The sequence below is a fragment of the Mesorhizobium sp. P3_A2 genome (assembly GCF_056403115.1).
Genome location: NZ_JBFUGC010000018.1, coordinates 1 through 15,600 on the forward strand (window position 1 = coordinate 1; position 15,600 = coordinate 15,600).

18 protein-coding genes are annotated in these 15,600 nt (G+C 62.0%); 7 read left to right on the forward strand and 11 right to left on the reverse strand.

Annotated features, from left to right (window positions below; translation table 11 throughout):
- Nucleotides 1-349: 349 nt before the first annotated feature.
- From AC1DXM_RS29155 to petA, 6 genes are all read right to left on the reverse strand, one after another.
- Nucleotides 350-895, reverse strand: a complete 546-nt coding sequence (locus AC1DXM_RS29155; RefSeq protein ID WP_477238600.1) for an adenine phosphoribosyltransferase — start codon at nt 893-895, stop codon at nt 350-352.
- A gap of 9 nt (nt 896-904) precedes the next feature.
- Nucleotides 905-2,050 carry an alpha-hydroxy acid oxidase gene (locus AC1DXM_RS29160; RefSeq protein ID WP_142870163.1) on the reverse strand — a complete coding sequence of 382 codons (1,146 nt, stop codon included), beginning with the start codon at nt 2,048-2,050 and terminating at the stop codon, nt 905-907.
- 167 nt (nt 2,051-2,217) lie between these two features.
- Nucleotides 2,218-2,913: an acid phosphatase gene (locus AC1DXM_RS29165; protein WP_477238602.1), complete on the reverse strand. Its 696-nt coding sequence runs from the start codon at nt 2,911-2,913 to the stop codon at nt 2,218-2,220.
- Between the two features lie 127 nt (nt 2,914-3,040).
- Nucleotides 3,041-3,913: a cytochrome c1 gene (locus AC1DXM_RS29170; protein ID WP_477238604.1), complete on the reverse strand. Its 873-nt coding sequence runs from the start codon at nt 3,911-3,913 to the stop codon at nt 3,041-3,043.
- Nucleotides 3,914-3,936: 23 nt separating this feature from the next.
- Nucleotides 3,937-5,241, reverse strand: a complete 1,305-nt coding sequence (locus AC1DXM_RS29175; protein ID WP_477238606.1) for a cytochrome b — start codon at nt 5,239-5,241, stop codon at nt 3,937-3,939.
- A gap of 16 nt (nt 5,242-5,257) precedes the next feature.
- Nucleotides 5,258-5,818 (reverse strand): ubiquinol-cytochrome c reductase iron-sulfur subunit, encoded by a 561-nt coding sequence (gene petA, locus AC1DXM_RS29180; RefSeq protein ID WP_477238608.1) that lies wholly within the window; start codon nt 5,816-5,818, stop codon nt 5,258-5,260.
- Between the two features lie 315 nt (nt 5,819-6,133).
- Here petA and AC1DXM_RS29185 point away from each other — a divergent pair, with 315 nt between their 5' ends.
- Nucleotides 6,134-6,478 carry a cupin domain-containing protein gene (locus AC1DXM_RS29185; protein ID WP_477238610.1) on the forward strand — a complete coding sequence of 115 codons (345 nt, stop codon included), beginning with the start codon at nt 6,134-6,136 and terminating at the stop codon, nt 6,476-6,478.
- Between the two features lie 22 nt (nt 6,479-6,500).
- Here AC1DXM_RS29185 and AC1DXM_RS29190 read toward each other — a convergent pair whose 3' ends face one another.
- From AC1DXM_RS29190 to AC1DXM_RS29205, 4 genes are read right to left on the reverse strand one after another with little or no spacing between them, the layout of a single operon-like run.
- Nucleotides 6,501-6,812, reverse strand: coding sequence for a DUF6665 family protein (locus tag AC1DXM_RS29190; RefSeq protein WP_477238612.1), 312 nt, complete (start codon nt 6,810-6,812; stop codon nt 6,501-6,503).
- A gap of 9 nt (nt 6,813-6,821) precedes the next feature.
- Complete coding sequence (locus AC1DXM_RS29195; protein WP_477238614.1) at nt 6,822-8,705, reverse strand: ABC transporter ATP-binding protein; 1,884 nt, start codon at nt 8,703-8,705, stop codon at nt 6,822-6,824.
- A 10-nt stretch (nt 8,706-8,715) separates the two neighbouring features.
- Nucleotides 8,716-10,596 (reverse strand): ABC transporter ATP-binding protein, encoded by a 1,881-nt coding sequence (locus tag AC1DXM_RS29200; protein WP_477238616.1) that lies wholly within the window; start codon nt 10,594-10,596, stop codon nt 8,716-8,718.
- A 27-nt stretch (nt 10,597-10,623) separates the two neighbouring features.
- Nucleotides 10,624-11,013, reverse strand: coding sequence for a hypothetical protein (locus AC1DXM_RS29205; RefSeq protein ID WP_477238618.1), 390 nt, complete (start codon nt 11,011-11,013; stop codon nt 10,624-10,626).
- A gap of 445 nt (nt 11,014-11,458) precedes the next feature.
- On the opposite strand from AC1DXM_RS29205, the gene AC1DXM_RS29210 reads away from it, so the two are divergent.
- From AC1DXM_RS29210 to AC1DXM_RS29220, 3 genes are all read left to right on the forward strand, one after another.
- A complete protein-coding gene (locus tag AC1DXM_RS29210) occupies nt 11,459-11,917 on the forward strand; it encodes a tRNA (cytidine(34)-2'-O)-methyltransferase (protein WP_477238620.1) in 459 nt (152 codons plus the stop codon).
- A 121-nt stretch (nt 11,918-12,038) separates the two neighbouring features.
- A complete protein-coding gene (gene soxR / locus AC1DXM_RS29215) occupies nt 12,039-12,521 on the forward strand; it encodes a redox-sensitive transcriptional activator SoxR (protein WP_477238622.1) in 483 nt (160 codons plus the stop codon).
- Nucleotides 12,522-12,615: 94 nt separating this feature from the next.
- Nucleotides 12,616-13,263, forward strand: a complete 648-nt coding sequence (locus AC1DXM_RS29220) for a suppressor of fused domain protein (protein ID WP_477238624.1) — start codon at nt 12,616-12,618, stop codon at nt 13,261-13,263.
- 28 nt (nt 13,264-13,291) lie between these two features.
- Here the strand turns inward: AC1DXM_RS29220 and AC1DXM_RS29225 are convergent, their stop codons facing one another.
- Nucleotides 13,292-13,549 (reverse strand): hypothetical protein, encoded by a 258-nt coding sequence (locus tag AC1DXM_RS29225; RefSeq protein WP_006202578.1) that lies wholly within the window; start codon nt 13,547-13,549, stop codon nt 13,292-13,294.
- Nucleotides 13,550-13,661: 112 nt separating this feature from the next.
- Here AC1DXM_RS29225 and hemF point away from each other — a divergent pair, with 112 nt between their 5' ends.
- From hemF to AC1DXM_RS29240, 3 genes are all read left to right on the forward strand, one after another.
- The gene (gene hemF, locus AC1DXM_RS29230) at nt 13,662-14,576 is read left to right on the forward strand and encodes an oxygen-dependent coproporphyrinogen oxidase (RefSeq protein WP_477238628.1); all 915 of its coding nucleotides are present in this window, start codon (nt 13,662-13,664) and stop codon (nt 14,574-14,576) included.
- A gap of 244 nt (nt 14,577-14,820) precedes the next feature.
- The gene (locus AC1DXM_RS29235) at nt 14,821-15,081 is read left to right on the forward strand and encodes a DUF1344 domain-containing protein (protein WP_192258836.1); all 261 of its coding nucleotides are present in this window, start codon (nt 14,821-14,823) and stop codon (nt 15,079-15,081) included.
- 333 nt (nt 15,082-15,414) lie between these two features.
- On the forward strand, nt 15,415-15,600 hold the full coding sequence (locus tag AC1DXM_RS29240) for a DUF1059 domain-containing protein (RefSeq protein ID WP_112561098.1): 186 nt from the start codon (nt 15,415-15,417) through the stop codon (nt 15,598-15,600).

Consider the following 15,600-nt stretch of genomic DNA (forward strand, 5'->3'; position numbering starts at 1 on the left):
ACAGGTCCTCATCGCGGCCATGGCCTTCAACATGCGCCGCTGGGTGACGCTGGCCACCTGATCCTGGGTCGCACTGCGCCCCGAACCCACCGAATACGCCAACTCCTACCCTATCCGGCCGCAAACCCGCGCCGTAAAGCACCTCGCTGCGCCCCTGCAGTCCCTCCAGGCGTCCAAAGCCTAATAACGCAACAGGCCCCCTGTGGGAGAAGGTGGATTGCCGCGAAGCGGCAAGACGGATGAGGGGTGCTCCAGCGGAGTGAGGCGTTGGCGTTCCCTGGAGCACCATCATCCGTCGCCTTCGGCGACACCTTCTCCCACAAAGGGGAGAAGGGAAAAAGTGCCCTGCCTAATGTCCTTCAAACCCAATCAGCGTCCGCACCGGAACACCCAGCGCCTCGAGCTTCGCCCGCCCGCCCAGATCCGGCAAATCGATGACAAAGCATGCGGCAAGAATGTCGGCGCCGATCTGCCTGAGCAGCCTGATCGCTGCTTCCGCCGTGCCGCCGGTGGCGATCAGGTCGTCGACCAGGATCACCTTCTCGCCCGGCGCAACACCATCCTTGTGCATCTCCATCTCGTCCAGCCCGTATTCCAGGCTGTAGGCGACGCGCACCGTCTCGTAAGGCAGCTTGCCCTTCTTGCGGATCGGCACGAAGCCGGCCGAAAGCTGGTGCGCCACGGCACCGCCGAGGATAAAGCCGCGCGCCTCGATGCCGGCGATCTTGTCGATCTTCTGGCCGGCATAGGGATGCACCAGCTCGTCGATGGCGCGACGGAAGGCGCGCGCATTGCCGAGCAGCGTGGTGATGTCGCGAAACAGGATGCCGGGCTTGGGATAGTCCGGAATGGTGCGGATCGCGGCGAGCAGCGTGTCTTCGAGCGAGGATTTCATGAGCCGAGATTACCTGAAACGGAGATTCGTGCGCGACAATTGTTCGATCGAACTGCAGCCCATCAGCTTCATGCCGCGCTCGATCTCGACCCGCATCTGCTCGAGCGCCCGTTCGACGCCGGGCTGGCCGGCAGCCGCCAGCGGGAACAGATAGTAGCGCCCAACGCCGACAGCCTTGGCGCCGAGCGACAGCGCCTTCAGCACATGCGTGCCGCGCTGCACGCCGCCATCCATGATGACGTCTATCCTGTCACCGACGGCGTCGACGATCTCGGCCAGCTGGTCGAAGGCCGCCCGCGAGCCGTCCAGCTGCCGGCCGCCATGGTTCGACAGCACAATGCCGCTGCAGCCGATCTCGACAGCGCGTTTGGCATCCTCCACCGACATGACGCCCTTGAGGCAGAACGGACCACCCCACAGCCTGACCATCTCGGCGACATCGTCCCATGTCATCGACGGATCGAGCATCTCGGTAAAATAGCGGCTGATCGACATCGTGCCGCCACCCATGTCGACATGCTCGTCGAGCTGCGGCAGCTTGAACCCCTCATGGGTGAAATAGTTGATCGCCCAGCCCGGCTTGAGTGCGAACTGCAGCATGCCGGCAAGGTTGAGCTTGAAGGGAATGGCAAAGCCGGTGCGCTTGTCGCGCTCGCGATTGCCGCCGGTGATGCTGTCAACGGTCAGCATCATCACCTCGACGCCAACCGCCTTGGCCCGCTGCATCATCGCCCGGTTGAGGCCGCGATCCCGGTGGAAATAGAACTGGTAGACCTGCGGGCTGCTGCTGATCTTGCGCGCTTCCTCGAGGCTGACGGTGCCGAGCGAGGACACGCCGAACATCGTGCCGAACTTGGCCGAAGCCTTGGCCACCGCGCGCTCGCCCTGATGATGGAACAATCGCTGCAAGGCGGTCGGCGAGCAATAGACGGGCATTGCCAGTTTCTGGCCCATCACCGTCACCGACATGTCTATCTCGCTGACACCGCGCAACACATTGGGAACGAGGTCGCAGCGCTCGAAACTCTCGGTGTTGCGGCGATAGGTGACCTCGTCGTCCGCCGCGCCGTCTATATAGTTGAAGATCGGCCCCGGCAGCCGCTGCTGCGCCATGCGCCGGAAATCGGAAAAGTTGTGACAGTCGCGTAGCCGCATCATCGATTTCCAAATGCCATGGCGCAAGAAGCTCGCTGCGTCGAATATCAATCCGATGCCGCCATGCCAACGGGTGAATTGCCAAACTGCCGCTTGGCCACAGCCATGAACGAAAAAGGGACGCCGCTGGCGCCCCTTGCTGTCGAAAACCGACTGTTGGGAATAGCTTACATACCGAGGTCGGAACGCAGCTCGGCCTTGGCCACGTCGTACTCGGCCTTGAAGTCGTCGCGGTTGAGCAGGACGGCGGCGATAACGCTACCGGAAATCTTGCCCATCTCGACGTCGGACGGATAGTGGATGCCGCCGACCACACGGTTGTGGGCGTATTCGGCCGCACGCGCCATGATCTCGGCGCGCCTTTCCGGAACCATGTCGGCAAGGATGATGCCCATCATGGTGCCGACCGTGGCATGACCCGAAGGCCAGGAACCGGAGCTCGACAGCTTGACCGCCGGCTTGACGAGGTCGCTGAGTTGGTGCGGACGCGGCCGCTTCCAGACATCCTTGGCCGGATCGACGACGGCGCCTTCGGTGGCCACGACGCGATCGAAGAAGGCTGAGAATTTCGGCAGCTTTTCCTTGTTGAAGTTCGGCCCCATGACATTGGTGAAGCGCCAGACGTCTTCCTCGGCGTCGGCAATGGCGCTGGCCTCCATTTCGGGCGTGCGTGTCACCTGCAGCGTCAGCACCGCGCCGAGCTCGGCCTTGGTCTCAGCCGAGTCGTTGGCCGGCGGCGGCGGCAGGATCATCGTCAGGTCGACATCCTTGTTGGTGATGAAGGGCTTTGCGTCTTCGGCCTGGGCGGCCGAGCCGACGACGAGCAGCAGCAGTCCTGCCGCGAGCGATGCATATCTTTTCATGGGTGCGATCCTTTGATGAGGGCAGCACAGGATCGTCAGATGCGGTGACCGCTATGTGACAAGCCGCCTCCGGAAAAGCAAAAGGGCGCCTCTCGGCGCCCTTTTTTTGATACGTGGCTGGCAGCGCTTAATGCGCCACGCCTTGCCACACCTTGCGCTTGGTCAGATAGACCAGGGCGCCGAACAGAGCCAGGAACACCAGTACGCGAAAACCGATCTTCTTGCGGTCTTCCAGATGCGGCTCGGCAGCCCACATCAGGAAGGCCGAGACGTCGCGCGAATACTGGTCAACCGTCTGCGGCGAACCGTCATCATAGGTGACCTGGCCGTCCGAGAGCGGCTTCGGCATCTTCAGCGACACGCCGGACATGAAGTACGGATTGTAGTGGGTACCTTCGGGGATCACCATGCCGGCCGGCGGCGTCTCGTCGTAGCCGGTCAGCAGCGAATGGATGTAGTCCGGGCCGCCCTGAGCATACTGGGTGAAGATGTCGAAGACGAAGCGCGGGAAGCCGCGCTCGACACCGCGTGCCTTGGCCAGCAGCGACATGTCGGGCGGGGCTGCGCCACCGTTGGAGGCGGCAGCCGCCTCCTCATTGGCGAACGGCGCCGGGAAATGGTCCGACGGCTTACCCGGCCGGTCGAACATGTCGCCGGCATCGTTGGGACCGTCATGGATGGTGTATTCGGCGGCAAAGGATTTCACCTGTGCTTCCGAATAGCCGAGGCCTTCCAGCGTGCGGAACGCCACCAGGTTCATCGAATGGCAGGCCGAGCAGACTTCCTTGTAGACCTTCAGGCCGCGCTGCAACTGCGCCTTGTCGTAGGTGCCGAACGGACCGGCGAAACTCCAGTCCATTTCCTTCGGCTCGTCGATCGGGAAATGCGTCGGTGCCGCCGCGTTATGCGCCTCTTCAGCGGCCATCGCCACGCTGCCGACCGCTCCGATGCCGCCGGCCAACAGGCCGAGCAGGGCAAGCGAGGTGAGAATCTTTTTCATGCCAAATCCCCTTAGATTCTCGCTCAGCCCTTGGTTTCCGGCGCGGCGTTCGCACCTGCCGGATGTCCCCCACCGGCACCCTTGTTCTTCTCCAGCACCGCCTCGGTGATCGAATTCGGCAGCCTGCGCGGCGTCTCGATCAGGCCAAGCACCGGCAGGATGACGAGGAAGAAGGCAAAGTAGAACAGCGTCGCCATCTGCGCCATGAACACGAAGCTGCCTTCGGCCGGCTGCGAGCCCAGCCATCCGAGCAGGACGGCGTCTGCTGCGAAGAGCCAGAAGAACAGCTTGTACCAGGGCCGGTAGACCGCCGAGCGCACCTTGGAGGTGTCGAGCCACGGCACCAGAAACAGCATGACGATGGCGCCGAACATGCACAGCACGCCGCCGAGCTTGGAGTTGATCGGCCCGATGTTGAAGGTGATGGCGCGCAGGATCGCGTAGAACGGCAGGAAGTACCACTCCGGCACGATGTGGGCCGGCGTCTTCAGCGGGTTGGCGACCGTGTAATTGTCCGGATGGCCGAGGAAGTTCGGCAGGTAGAAGACGAAATAGGCGAAGAAGAACAGGAACACGATCATGCCGAATGCGTCCTTGATGGTCGCATAGGGCGTGAAGGCGACGGTGTCGGTGTTCGACTTGACCTCGATGCCGGTCGGGTTCGACTGGCCGACCACATGCAGCGCCCAGACGTGCAGCACGACGACGCCGGCAATCATGAACGGCAGCAAATAGTGCAACGCAAAGAAGCGGTTGAGCGTCGGGTTATCGACGGCGAAACCACCAAGCAGCAGCTGCTGGATCCAGTCGCCGACCAGCGGAATGGCGCTGAAGAAGCCGGTGATGACGGTGGCGCCCCAGAAGCTCATCTGCCCCCAGGGCAGCACATAGCCCATGAAGCCGGTCGCCATCATCAAGAGGTAGATGATGCAGCCGAGGATCCACAGCAGCTCGCGCGGCGCCTTGTAGGAGCCGTAATAAAGCCCGCGGAAGATGTGGATGTAGACGGCTACGAAGAAGAACGAGGCGCCGTTGGAATGCATATAGCGCAACAACCAGCCCGAATTCACGTCGCGCATGATCTTCTCGACCGAATTGAAGGCGAGATTGGTGTCGGCCGTATAGTGCATGGCCAGCACGATTCCGGTCAGGATCTGCGCCACCAGCATGATCGCCAGGATGCCGCCGAAGGTCCAGGCATAGTTGAGGTTGCGCGGCACCGGATAGGCGATGAAGCTGTCGTAGACCATGCGCGGCAGCGGCATGCGGGCGTCGAACCAGCGTTCGATACCGGTCTTGGGCGTATAGGTCGAGTGTCCCTCGCTCATCGAAATATCCCCTGCCTCAACCGATAAGGATTTTGGTATCGGAAATGAACTTGAATACCGGCACGGCCATGTTTTCCGGCGCCGGGCCTTTGCGGATACGGCCGGCGGTATCGTACACCGAGCCATGGCACGGGCAGAACCAGCCGCCGAAATCGCCTTCCTGGCCGAGCGGAATGCAGCCCAGATGCGTGCAGACCTGCACCATCACCATCCAGGCTTCCTTGCCGGGCGTGGTGCGGTTGGCGTCGGTCGCCGGCGCATCGGCCGGCAGATTGGCGTTGCGGGCAATCGGATCCTTGAGGTCGGAAAGGTTGACGGCCTCGCCGTCCTTCATCTCCTGCTCGGTGCGGTTGCGCACCACGACCGGCTTGCCGCGCCATTTCACGATCAGCGACATGCCAGGCGTCAGCGAGGAAACATCGACCTCGACCGAGGCCAGCGCCAGCGTCGAGGCATCCGGGCGCATCTGGTCGATGAACGGCCAGGCGACGGCCCCTGCGCCGACCACTGCGGCCATGCCGGTGGCGACGTAGAGAAAATCACGACGGTTGGGATCCTGGGTATCGGTTGCGCTCACGGGTGCCTGATCCTTTCGCCTCTTCCGAGCCGGCGGTCGAGCTTTGTTCCCCGCTCCATCGCGCCGGCCCGACAGCGCATGGCGAACAAGCTAGCGAATTCCTCCGGCATTTGGATTTCGGTTTATGCGTGAAGCCCGTTTTTGTCCAGCGGGGTGAGGCCACAAGGGCAGATTGTCGCGGGGACAGAAGAGCGCGTCAGTCGGCCAGATGTCCAAAGGCCGGCAAAGGCGGCTAAACAACAGGGAAATATCAGCAAATCCGAGGCTCCCCACCTGTCTCGACAGGACAGGTTGCCGTGATCTAGTCTCGCTGGCATGGCACACATCATCGACCGCGAGACCTGGACCAGGACGCCCGGCCTTTGGCAGGGCGAACTGCAACTCGCCGCCCATGGCTCCAACTCTTGCCTGATCTTCAATTACCAGGCGGAGATCGGCGGCGGCCCGCGACTGCACACGCATCCTTATTGCGAGATCTTCATCATCCGCCAGGGCACCGGCCTGTTCACGATCGGCGACCAGCAGATCGAGGCCACAGCCGGCCAAATCCTCGTCGTGCCGCCGAACACACCGCACAAATTTACCAATCTCGGCCCAGGCCCACTTGAATCGACCGACATCCACGAAAGCGGCAGTTTCATCACCGAATGGCTGGAATGATCGTTTGCCGGGGCGATGATCTCTAGCTGGCGCCGAGCCTGACCAGAACCGCCCTTGGGATGTCGTATTCGCGGATCACCGACTCATGCCGGCGTAAGCCGCAAAGTTCGCGCTGGATGAAATAGGCGTGCACTGCCGCGGCGGCTTCCTTCAGCAGCCGGGCGCGCTGGTCTTGCTCACGATTCTCGCGCAGCTTCTTCAGCGTTTCCTCGACACGTTGGCCAGTGCGGCCGAGGGCGGCCGCTTTTTCGGCCAGGATTTCGTGGCCGAGCAGGTCCAGCGCGCTCTCCTGCGCGCTGCTTTGTCCAAAATTCGAGGGCATTCTGACCGACATGATCGCGTTTTACTCCGCCGGCCGCGTCTCTTCCAGCACGCTTTCCTCGTGATAGAGGAAGCCGCCGGACTGCCGTTTCCACAGCCGCGCATACAGCCCATCCTGCGCCACCAGTTCATCATGCGTGCCTTGTTCGACGATGCGGCCGCCGTCCAGCACCACCAGCCGGTCAAGCGCTGCAATGGTCGACAGCCGATGCGCGATGGCGATCACCGTCTTGTTCTCCATCAGCCGCGTCAGATTCTCCTGGATCGCCGCCTCGATGTCGGAATCGAGCGCCGAGGTCGCCTCGTCGAGGATCAGGATCGGCGCATCCTTGAGGAAGACGCGGGCGATCGCCACGCGCTGGCGCTGGCCACCCGACAGTTTGACGCCGCGTTCACCGACAAAGGCCTCGTAGCCGGCACGGTCCCGGTTGTCGCGCAATCCGAGGATGAAATCATGAGCCTCGGCCTTCTTCGCCGCCGCGATCACCTCGGCGTCGGTTGCATCCGGCATGCCGAGCTTGATGTTGTCGCGCAACGAGCGGTGAAACAGGGCCGTGTCCTGGCTGACCACGCCTATATTGGCGCGCAGCGAATTCTGTGTCACCTCAGCGATGTTCTGGCCGTCAATGGTGATCTGTCCGCTCTCGAGGTCGTAGAGGCGCAGGATGAGGTTGGCGAGTGTCGTCTTGCCCGCACCGGACGGTCCGACCAGCCCAACCTTTTCGCCCGGCTTGACGACAAGGTTGATGCCGTTCAGCACGCCGAATCCCTTGCCATAGTGGAACTCGACATTCTTCACATCGATGCGGCCGCCGGCGACGACAAGCTCCTTCGCATCGGGCGCGTCGATGAGGCCGAGAGGCTGCGAGATCAGCGCCTTGGAGTTCTCCAGCACGCCGAGGTTTCGCAAAATGCCGTTGAGCTGCATCATCACCCGCCCGAGCAGCATGTTGAGCCGCAGCACCAGGGACAGCGTGAAAGCGACGGCGCCGACGGTGATCGACCCTTCGACCCAGAGATAGACGGCAAAGCAGCCAATCGCTGTGATCATGATGCCCGACAGCGTCGTCAGCGCCATGCGCACGCCGGTCAGCCGGCGGGTGAAAGGCCGTAGCGCGTCGAGATAGATGTCGAAGCCGTTCTTGATGTAGCGGTCGTCGCCATCGGCCGAGAACAGCTTCAGCGTCTGCACATTGGAATAGGAATCGATGATGCGCCCATTGATCATCGAACCAGCTTCAGCCGTGGCCTCGGCATGCCTGCGGATCGAGGGCAGATAGAGCTTGGCCAGCCAGGCGAAAGCGAGGATCCAGAGCACCACCAGCACGGCCAGGCGCAAATCCAGCCCAGCGACCAGCGCCAGCGTCGTCACCGTATAGATGAGCATGAACCAGATGACCTCGATGAAGCTCTCCATCAGGTCGCCGGTCGCTTGCCCCGCCTGCCAGACTTTCGTCGCGATGCGGCCGGCGAAATCGTTCTGGAAGAAGGTGTAGGACTGGCGCGATACGTGCCGGTGCGCCTGCCAGCGCACCAGATTGTAGAAACCCGGCGTGATCGTCTGTTCGTTGACCAACGCCGATAGGCCGACGACGACGGTGCGGATGACCAGCACCACCGCGATCATGAAGACAAGCTCAGGCCCGGCAGCGGTCCACAGCGCATGCCAGCTGCGTTCACCGGGAAGCTGGTCGAGAATATCGACCAGCCGCCCGACGAAGTAGAACAGCCCGGCCTCGATCAGCGGCGCTATGCCGCCGATGACCAGCATGGCGAAGAAGGCGAACTTCGCCTGGCCGACATAATACCAGAGGAAGCCGCCGACGCTTGATGGTGGCCGAAGATTCGCTGGCTCCCTGAACGGATAGACCCAGTTCTCGAACCAGCGATAGACGGCTGTCATCATGCTGACGTCATCACTCTGCGGCTTCTCCCTTGGCCACAGCGTCATTGGCGGCGTCGACCGGGCCGTCGTCGAGCAGGAACCCGCCCGACTGACGCTGCCAGAGCTGCGCGTAGAGCCCGCCGCTGGCGACGAGTTCCTCGTGCGACCCCTCCTCGATGACACGGCCCTTGTCGAGGACGACGAGCCTGTCCATCGCCGCAATGGTCGACAGCCGGTGCGCAATGGCGATGACGGTCTTGCCTTGCATGAGCTTGTAGAGATTCTCCTGGATGGCGGCCTCGGCTTCGGAATCCAGCGCCGAGGTCGCTTCGTCAAGGATAAGTATCGGCGCGTCCTTCAACATAACGCGAGCTATGGCGATGCGTTGCCGCTGGCCACCGGACAATTTGACGCCGCGGTCGCCGACATGAGCGTCGAGCCCTTTGCGTCCAGTGTGGTCCGAAAGCCCGGCGATGAACTCCAGCGCCTCGGCCCGCCCGGCTGCCTCGACAAGCATCTCTTCCGTGGCGTCGGGCCGGCCGTAGAGGATGTTGTCGCGCACCGAACGGTGCAGCAGCGAAGTGTCCTGCGTTACCATGCCGATCTGCGCGCGCAGCGAATCCTGCGTCACCGACGCGATCTCCTGGCCGTCGATCAGGATCCGGCCGCTCTCCAAATCGTAGAAGCGCAGCAGGAGATTGACTAGCGTCGACTTGCCCGCACCCGAGCGGCCGACAATGCCGACCTTCTCGCCGGGCCTCACCGTCAGCGACAGGCTCTCGATGACGCCCTTCTGCTTGCCGTAGTGGAAGCGGATATCGTCGAACTGAATCTCACCCTTGGTGACGGCAATGTCCTTCGCCCCCGGCCGGTCCTCGACCAGGCGTGGCAGCGAGATCGATGCGATGCCGTCCTGCACCGTGCCGATGTTCTCGAACAGGCCGGACATTTCCCACATGATCCACTGCGACATGCCCCACATCCTGAGCACCAGGCCGATGACAACGGCAACGGCGCCGATCGTCACCGCCTGGCCGAGCCACAGCCACAGCGCCAGCGCCGTCACAGAAAACAGCAGCAACGCGTTGAGGATGTAGAGCAGACCGTAGAGCACTGTCACCAGCCGCATCGACCGGTAGACCGTGTCGAGGAAGCCGGCCATGCCTTCTCTCGCGAACGTTGCTTCGCGGCGCGCATGGGAAAACAGCTTGACCGTCTGGATGTTGGTGTAGCTGTCGACGACACGGCCGGTCATGGTCGAGCGCGCATTGGCCTGCGCCTCGCCGACCTTGCCCAGCTTCGGGATGAAGTAGCGCAACAGCCCGATATAGCCGAGCAGCCAGACGCCAAGCGGTGCTGCCAACCGCAAGTCGGCCGAACCGACGATGAAGAGCATGCCGAGGAAATAGACGATGACGTAGTTGAGGACGTCGATCACCTTGATGACGCATTCGCGCACGGCGAGCGCCGTCTGCATCAGCTTGGTGGCGATGCGGCCGGCGAATTCGTCCTGGTAGAAGCTCATCGACTGCTTCAAGAGATAGCGATGCACCTGCCAGCGGATGCGCATGGGGTAGTTGCCCATCAGCGTCTGCTGGTTGAGCAGCGAATGCAGCCATACCGTTCCCGGCAGCGCGAACAGCACGACAAAGGCCATGCCGGCGAGCTTCCAGCTCTCGGTCTTCAGGAAGGTTTCGCGATTCTGCCCGGACAGCCAGTCGACGATGCGGCCCATGAAGCCGAACATCCACACTTCGGCCACCGCGATCGCCGTCACCAGCACCGCATCGACGATGATGTAGGGCCAGGCGCCGCGCGTATAATGCACGCAGAAGGCAACCAGTGTCTTCGGCGGCTCGACCGGTTCCGCTGCGGGGAACGGGTCGAGCCTTTTTTCAAACCAGCTAAACATAGTGATGCTCACAAAACTGTTGTCCGCTCACGCTGCGCGGGAAAAATCCCCGGAACGTACGGCGTCAAGGACCGATGGCCCGGACTCACCCGGGCCATCGGTCCTGCTTCGCGCAATATAGGGACTTGCGGGCTTTTCGCCGACAGGCGCGTTCGACTGACCTGACGGCATGCCGCCGCCAGCCCGGTTTTTCGCGCCCGGCCGGATCAACCGGATGATCCGGCGCACCAGCGACGGCCGGCTGTGGTCGGGAACCGCACGCGAGAAGTCGACATCCGGCAGCATGCCGCGATGCGGACGCCGGCGCGTCTCGGCATGAACCGCCGACGAGTAGGTCTCGCCGATCAGCAACGCCCAGGTCGCCGTCTTGCGCTCGTGCAGGCTTCTTGAACCAGGTATTTTGTAGGGATCGAACATCGGTCCGTCCTCCGTGTGCAAATAGAGATAAAAAGGCGTAGCAATGTCGTGCGCCGGCATTCGGCCGGAAGCGCGGATTGCATCGGTCGGGACACGAGGGGACACCTCGGTCAGGACACGCTCAGCTGGGGCGCTTGGCCCCTTCAACAGGTTGAAAAACATCGCAGGATTCCTTCGAAAGCCGAAAACTGGGTTCGGCGGGAATCGGTGCGATCAAATCTAAGAAGTCAGGTAAATCGTCGTACCGAAACCGCCGGCAGGCAGGTAAGCCCACGGGAGGGGCGCTGGATGTGCATGGCCATCATGAAATACCCCTCCATCGGTTCGGGTTGACAATGCGTGCGGTATAATCGACTTCGCAGAAAATGGCCACCCGCAGGTCCAGCAATTTCCAAAACCAGGAGCCCGCTGTGGCCGATCTGCCACTTATTAGAAAGACGCGGAAATGAACCACCGTCTCCGCATCGCTCTCTACCAGCCTGACATTGCCGGCAACACCGGGACAATCCTGCGCTTCGCCGCCTGCCTCGGTCTTGGCGTTGACATTATCGAGCCGGCAGGCTTCCCGCTCTCCGACAAAGCGCTCAAGCGGGCCGGCATGGACTATCTCGAAATGGCCGCTCTGACCTGGCATGTCGACTGGAACGCCTTCGAGGACAGGCGCCAAGCGAGCGAGCGCCGGCTGGTGCTGCTCACGACCAAAGCCGCGACCGCCTACACGGGCTTCAACTTCACCGCCGGCGACATCCTGTTGTTCGGCCGAGAATCGGCTGGGGTACCAGATCCTGTCCATCAGGCGGCGGATGCGCGGCTGACGATCCCGATGCAGCCGGGTACGCGCAGCATCAACGTCGCGCTGTCCGTCGCCATGGTCGCCGGCGAAGCCATCCGGCAGCTCGGCTAGCGGCTCGCTGGAAACTCCGGTTATCTTCGTCCAGGCGCACATCACCTTCTCCTTCGTTTGCACATCGACATTTTCTTGGCTACAAGCTCAACTTAAGTTGAGGTCAAGCGGAAAAGTCGAAATGGCTCCGGTAAGGGAACTGACGGTTGGCCAGGTGGCCATGCGCAGCGGCGTGGCGGTGTCGGCGCTGCATTTCTACGAGGCGCGCGGGCTGATCCGCAGCCACCGCACATCGGGCAACCAGCGGCGCTATGGCCGCGACGTGCTGCGGCGGGTGGCGATCATCCGGGTCGCGCAGGAGGTCGGCATCTCGCTGGCCGAGATCGCGGCGGCGCTTCAATCCCTGCCCGAAGGCCGCACGCCGACGCGTGAGGACTGGAACCTCTTGTCGACCGGCTGGCGCGACGACCTCGACCGCAAGATCAGCCAGTTGAAGAAACTGCGCGACGGCCTGACCGACTGCATCGGCTGCGGCTGCATGTCGATCGACAAATGCCCGCTGAGAAACAGAGAGGATCGGCTGGCAAGGGAGGGAGCAGGAGCGCGGCGGCTAATGGTTCTCCCTGGTACACACGCGCGGCAAGAAAGCCCCGAGACGAAATAATAGCAGATGAACGCGCACCCCGATGACAGGGAGCAATAAGTCATGCGACTGAAATCATGCCATGCGTGGTTGGCACGTTAGGGGCGGATGGGAAATGGTTCGGCTTCCAGGTTTGAAGAGATTTCTCGGAGGCGAGCCGCCGAAATCCGGAGGCCCCAACAGCGATCACAGAAGATCTGCCTATACGGAAGAGCTGGGTGAACCCGCTCGTGTCTTCCCCGCCAGCGGGCCCGATAGTGTCGAGGTTCTTGCGTTCGGCCGAGACTTCTCACTCATCGATCCTGTGGGTGACGGCTTTGTACTTCTGACCAATGGCATGAGCGATCGGCGCATGGCTGTTCCTTCAACCGTTGGCGACGGTATCAAGCGGCGGGCTGAGTTGATGTGGTACGTTCGCGAACCTGAACCGAAGATCCTGAGCAATCTTAGGTGGCTGGCGGAGTATCCGTTCATAGACAATACGTGGTTGGGCTTTGGCCACCGCATTGCGATGCCCTGGCCGCCTGCCTCGGGATCGGACTTCAGAACTTTCCTGTTTTTGACACCCATCATCGCGCCGGACCAGCGTATTGCGGAGCGGCTCATGATCGACGACGAAGAGGTCGCAATCCTTTGCGTCCATTTGATCTCTGGCATGGAGTTGGCCTTCATCAAGACAAAAGGATTGGATGCGTTCCTCGATATGCTCGACGAGCACGCCTATCCCGTCGTCTTCAACCCGGCACGGCAATCCTGCGTGTAGGGCGCATGCCCTCCGCCTTGGTCCGCCCCTAATCCGCCGCCGGCAGCCGCCTTATCGTAAATTCGATCACATCGCCCGGCCGCTCGAACCAGCTTTCGATCTCGGTCCAGTAGGCCTGCTTGGGAAAACGCTCGAACCACTCCTTGGCCTTGAGCCGCGCATCCGAACGCGGCAGGACGAAGGTCTCGCGCAGAAAACCGTCGCGCGGCATGCGCTCGCGCTCGGCGCGCGAACGGTCGAGCCGCTTCTTCAAGCCATCCAGCGGCGGTCTTGCCGGGGTGCGCATGAAAGAACTCCTGGGGCCTTGACCAGATGACACTTGACCCTTGCCCTTAAGAGATTAGGGATCGCGCCCTAAAAAGACGAGTCATTTGTCGGCTGAGACCGGAGACCTGATTTTGGAACGACCAGAAATACCGGCAGGCCTGCCGGCCGACATCGAACAGAAGAAGATGAAGGCCAGGCTCTGGTTCGAGACGCTGCGCGAGCGCATCTGCACCACCTTCGAGCAGATCGAGCAGGAATTGCAGGGGCCGATGGCTGCCTGGGCGCCCGGCCGCTTCGAAAAGACGCCGTGGGAACGCGACCAGGGCAAGGGCGGCGGCGGCACCATGTCGATGATGCATGGCCGCGTCTTCGAAAAGGTCGGCGTCCATACCTCCACCGTCTATGGCGAATTCTCACCCGAATTCAGAAAGCAGATGCCCGGCGCCGAGGAAGACCCAAGCTTCTGGGCCTCAGGCATTTCGCTGATCGCACATCCCTGGAGCCCCAACGTGCCGGCCGTGCACATGAACACCCGCATGGTCGTGACCTCGCGCCACTGGTTCGGCGGCGGCGCCGACCTGACCCCGGTGCTCGACCGCAACCGCACCGAGGATCATCCCGACACGGTCGCCTTCCACCGCGCCATGCAGTTTGCCTGCGAGAAGAACGCCGCGGTCGCCGACCACCCCAAATTCAAGGCCTGGTGCGACGAGTATTTCTACCTGCCGCACCGCAACGAGCCGCGCGGCGTCGGCGGCATCTTTTTCGACTGGCTGCATTCAGGCGAGGACAAAGGCGGCTGGAATGCCGATTTGAACTTCGTCCAGGATGTCGGACGTTCTTTTCTTGTCGTCTACGGCCACCTGGTCCGGGCCCATTTCAACGAAAACTGGACCGACGACGACCGCGACGAACAGCTGATCCGCCGCGGCCGCTACGTCGAATTCAACCTTCTTCACGATCGTGGCACCATCTTCGGCCTGAAGACCGGCGGCAATGTCGCCTCGATCCTGTCCAGCCTGCCGCCGGAGGTCAGGTGGCCGTAACAAATCGGTGAGCAAAGCGTGAGCCGCAAAAGCGTCCCATTTGCCGAATTTTGGCATCCAATGTGGCGCCCGGATTATCTTTTTCGTCTAATAGGCAATTGAAACAAAACGACTATTTGTCGTTTCCGGGCCGGGAAGCGCCGGCGGTTCAGTCCCGAACCGCGACACGACGCTACCGGACGGCCCTGAACAAGGCGGAGCATTCTCAAGAAACGGATGTCCGCATTTTCCAGGAGTACTTACCATGCGAAAGCTCATTGTAACGGCAGCCGCCGCTGCCCTTCTCGCTTCCGGTTCGGTCGCCTTTGCCGCGGTCAAGCACACCACGGGCACGGTCAAAACCTATGATGGAACGGCCATGAGCCTTGTTCTGGACGATGGATCGACCTTTACGCTGCCCAAGACCTTCAAGGATCCTGGCCTGAAGGCCGGCGAAAAGGTCCGCGTTTCCTGGGACATGAGCGGCAAGAACAAAGTTGCCGAGTCCGTCAAGATCGTGAAGTGACGGCCCTGTCGGGACAAGACCGAATTGGTCTTGCTCTGGGGTAGCGTAAGGAGGCGGAGCAGCGCTGCTCCGCCTTTTTTGCCTATGCATATCGCCCAAAAGTGGCCTCGGTTCTGGGAAAATGACATGCATAAAATCAAAGACCTGAAGCGCGTCGCGTGAATCCGCTTCGACGCGACGCGCTTTAGCGGCAACCAAAACCGCCGAACCGTGTTATGCTTGTTCCCCGTGCGCGCGCCCAAAACCAACTGCTGTGACAGGGCGCGAAACAAAGGTGGCGGAGCTTCGTGCCCATGAGAGGCGCAGGCTCCCAGGAGGAAAGGAGAAAATCCCATGAAGGAATTCCATTGCGGCTCGCTGGTTCCCGGTTGTGAGTGGCACACCCGTGCCGACGAGGAAGCCGAGGTGATGCGCCGTGCCGTCGACCACATGCGCGAGACGCATGGCGAAACGGTCATCCGCGAGACGATGATCGAAGCGATCCGTTCGCGCATCGAGAAGGTGCGCGACGCGGCCTGA

Coding starts and splice junctions, on each gene's coding strand:
- AC1DXM_RS29175 (WP_477238606.1), bottom strand. CDS start 5,241: ATGAGCGAGGGACACTCGACCTATACGCCCAAGACCGGTATCGAACGC.
- AC1DXM_RS29160 (WP_142870163.1), bottom strand. CDS start 2,050: ATGCGGCTACGCGACTGTCACAACTTTTCCGATTTCCGGCGCATGGCG.
- AC1DXM_RS29220 (WP_477238624.1), top strand. CDS start 12,616: ATGGTTCGGCTTCCAGGTTTGAAGAGATTTCTCGGAGGCGAGCCGCCG.
- AC1DXM_RS29170 (WP_477238604.1), bottom strand. CDS start 3,913: ATGAAAAAGATTCTCACCTCGCTTGCCCTGCTCGGCCTGTTGGCCGGC.
- AC1DXM_RS29185 (WP_477238610.1), top strand. CDS start 6,134: ATGGCACACATCATCGACCGCGAGACCTGGACCAGGACGCCCGGCCTT.
- AC1DXM_RS29200 (WP_477238616.1), bottom strand. CDS start 10,596: ATGTTTAGCTGGTTTGAAAAAAGGCTCGACCCGTTCCCCGCAGCGGAA.
- AC1DXM_RS29190 (WP_477238612.1), bottom strand. CDS start 6,812: ATGTCGGTCAGAATGCCCTCGAATTTTGGACAAAGCAGCGCGCAGGAG.
- AC1DXM_RS29165 (WP_477238602.1), bottom strand. CDS start 2,913: ATGAAAAGATATGCATCGCTCGCGGCAGGACTGCTGCTGCTCGTCGTC.
- AC1DXM_RS29225 (WP_006202578.1), bottom strand. CDS start 13,549: ATGCGCACCCCGGCAAGACCGCCGCTGGATGGCTTGAAGAAGCGGCTC.
- AC1DXM_RS29240 (WP_112561098.1), top strand. CDS start 15,415: ATGAAGGAATTCCATTGCGGCTCGCTGGTTCCCGGTTGTGAGTGGCAC.
- soxR (WP_477238622.1), top strand. CDS start 12,039: ATGGCTCCGGTAAGGGAACTGACGGTTGGCCAGGTGGCCATGCGCAGC.
- AC1DXM_RS29205 (WP_477238618.1), bottom strand. CDS start 11,013: ATGTTCGATCCCTACAAAATACCTGGTTCAAGAAGCCTGCACGAGCGC.
- AC1DXM_RS29235 (WP_192258836.1), top strand. CDS start 14,821: ATGCGAAAGCTCATTGTAACGGCAGCCGCCGCTGCCCTTCTCGCTTCC.
- AC1DXM_RS29195 (WP_477238614.1), bottom strand. CDS start 8,705: ATGATGACAGCCGTCTATCGCTGGTTCGAGAACTGGGTCTATCCGTTC.
- AC1DXM_RS29155 (WP_477238600.1), bottom strand. CDS start 895: ATGAAATCCTCGCTCGAAGACACGCTGCTCGCCGCGATCCGCACCATT.
- AC1DXM_RS29210 (WP_477238620.1), top strand. CDS start 11,459: ATGAACCACCGTCTCCGCATCGCTCTCTACCAGCCTGACATTGCCGGC.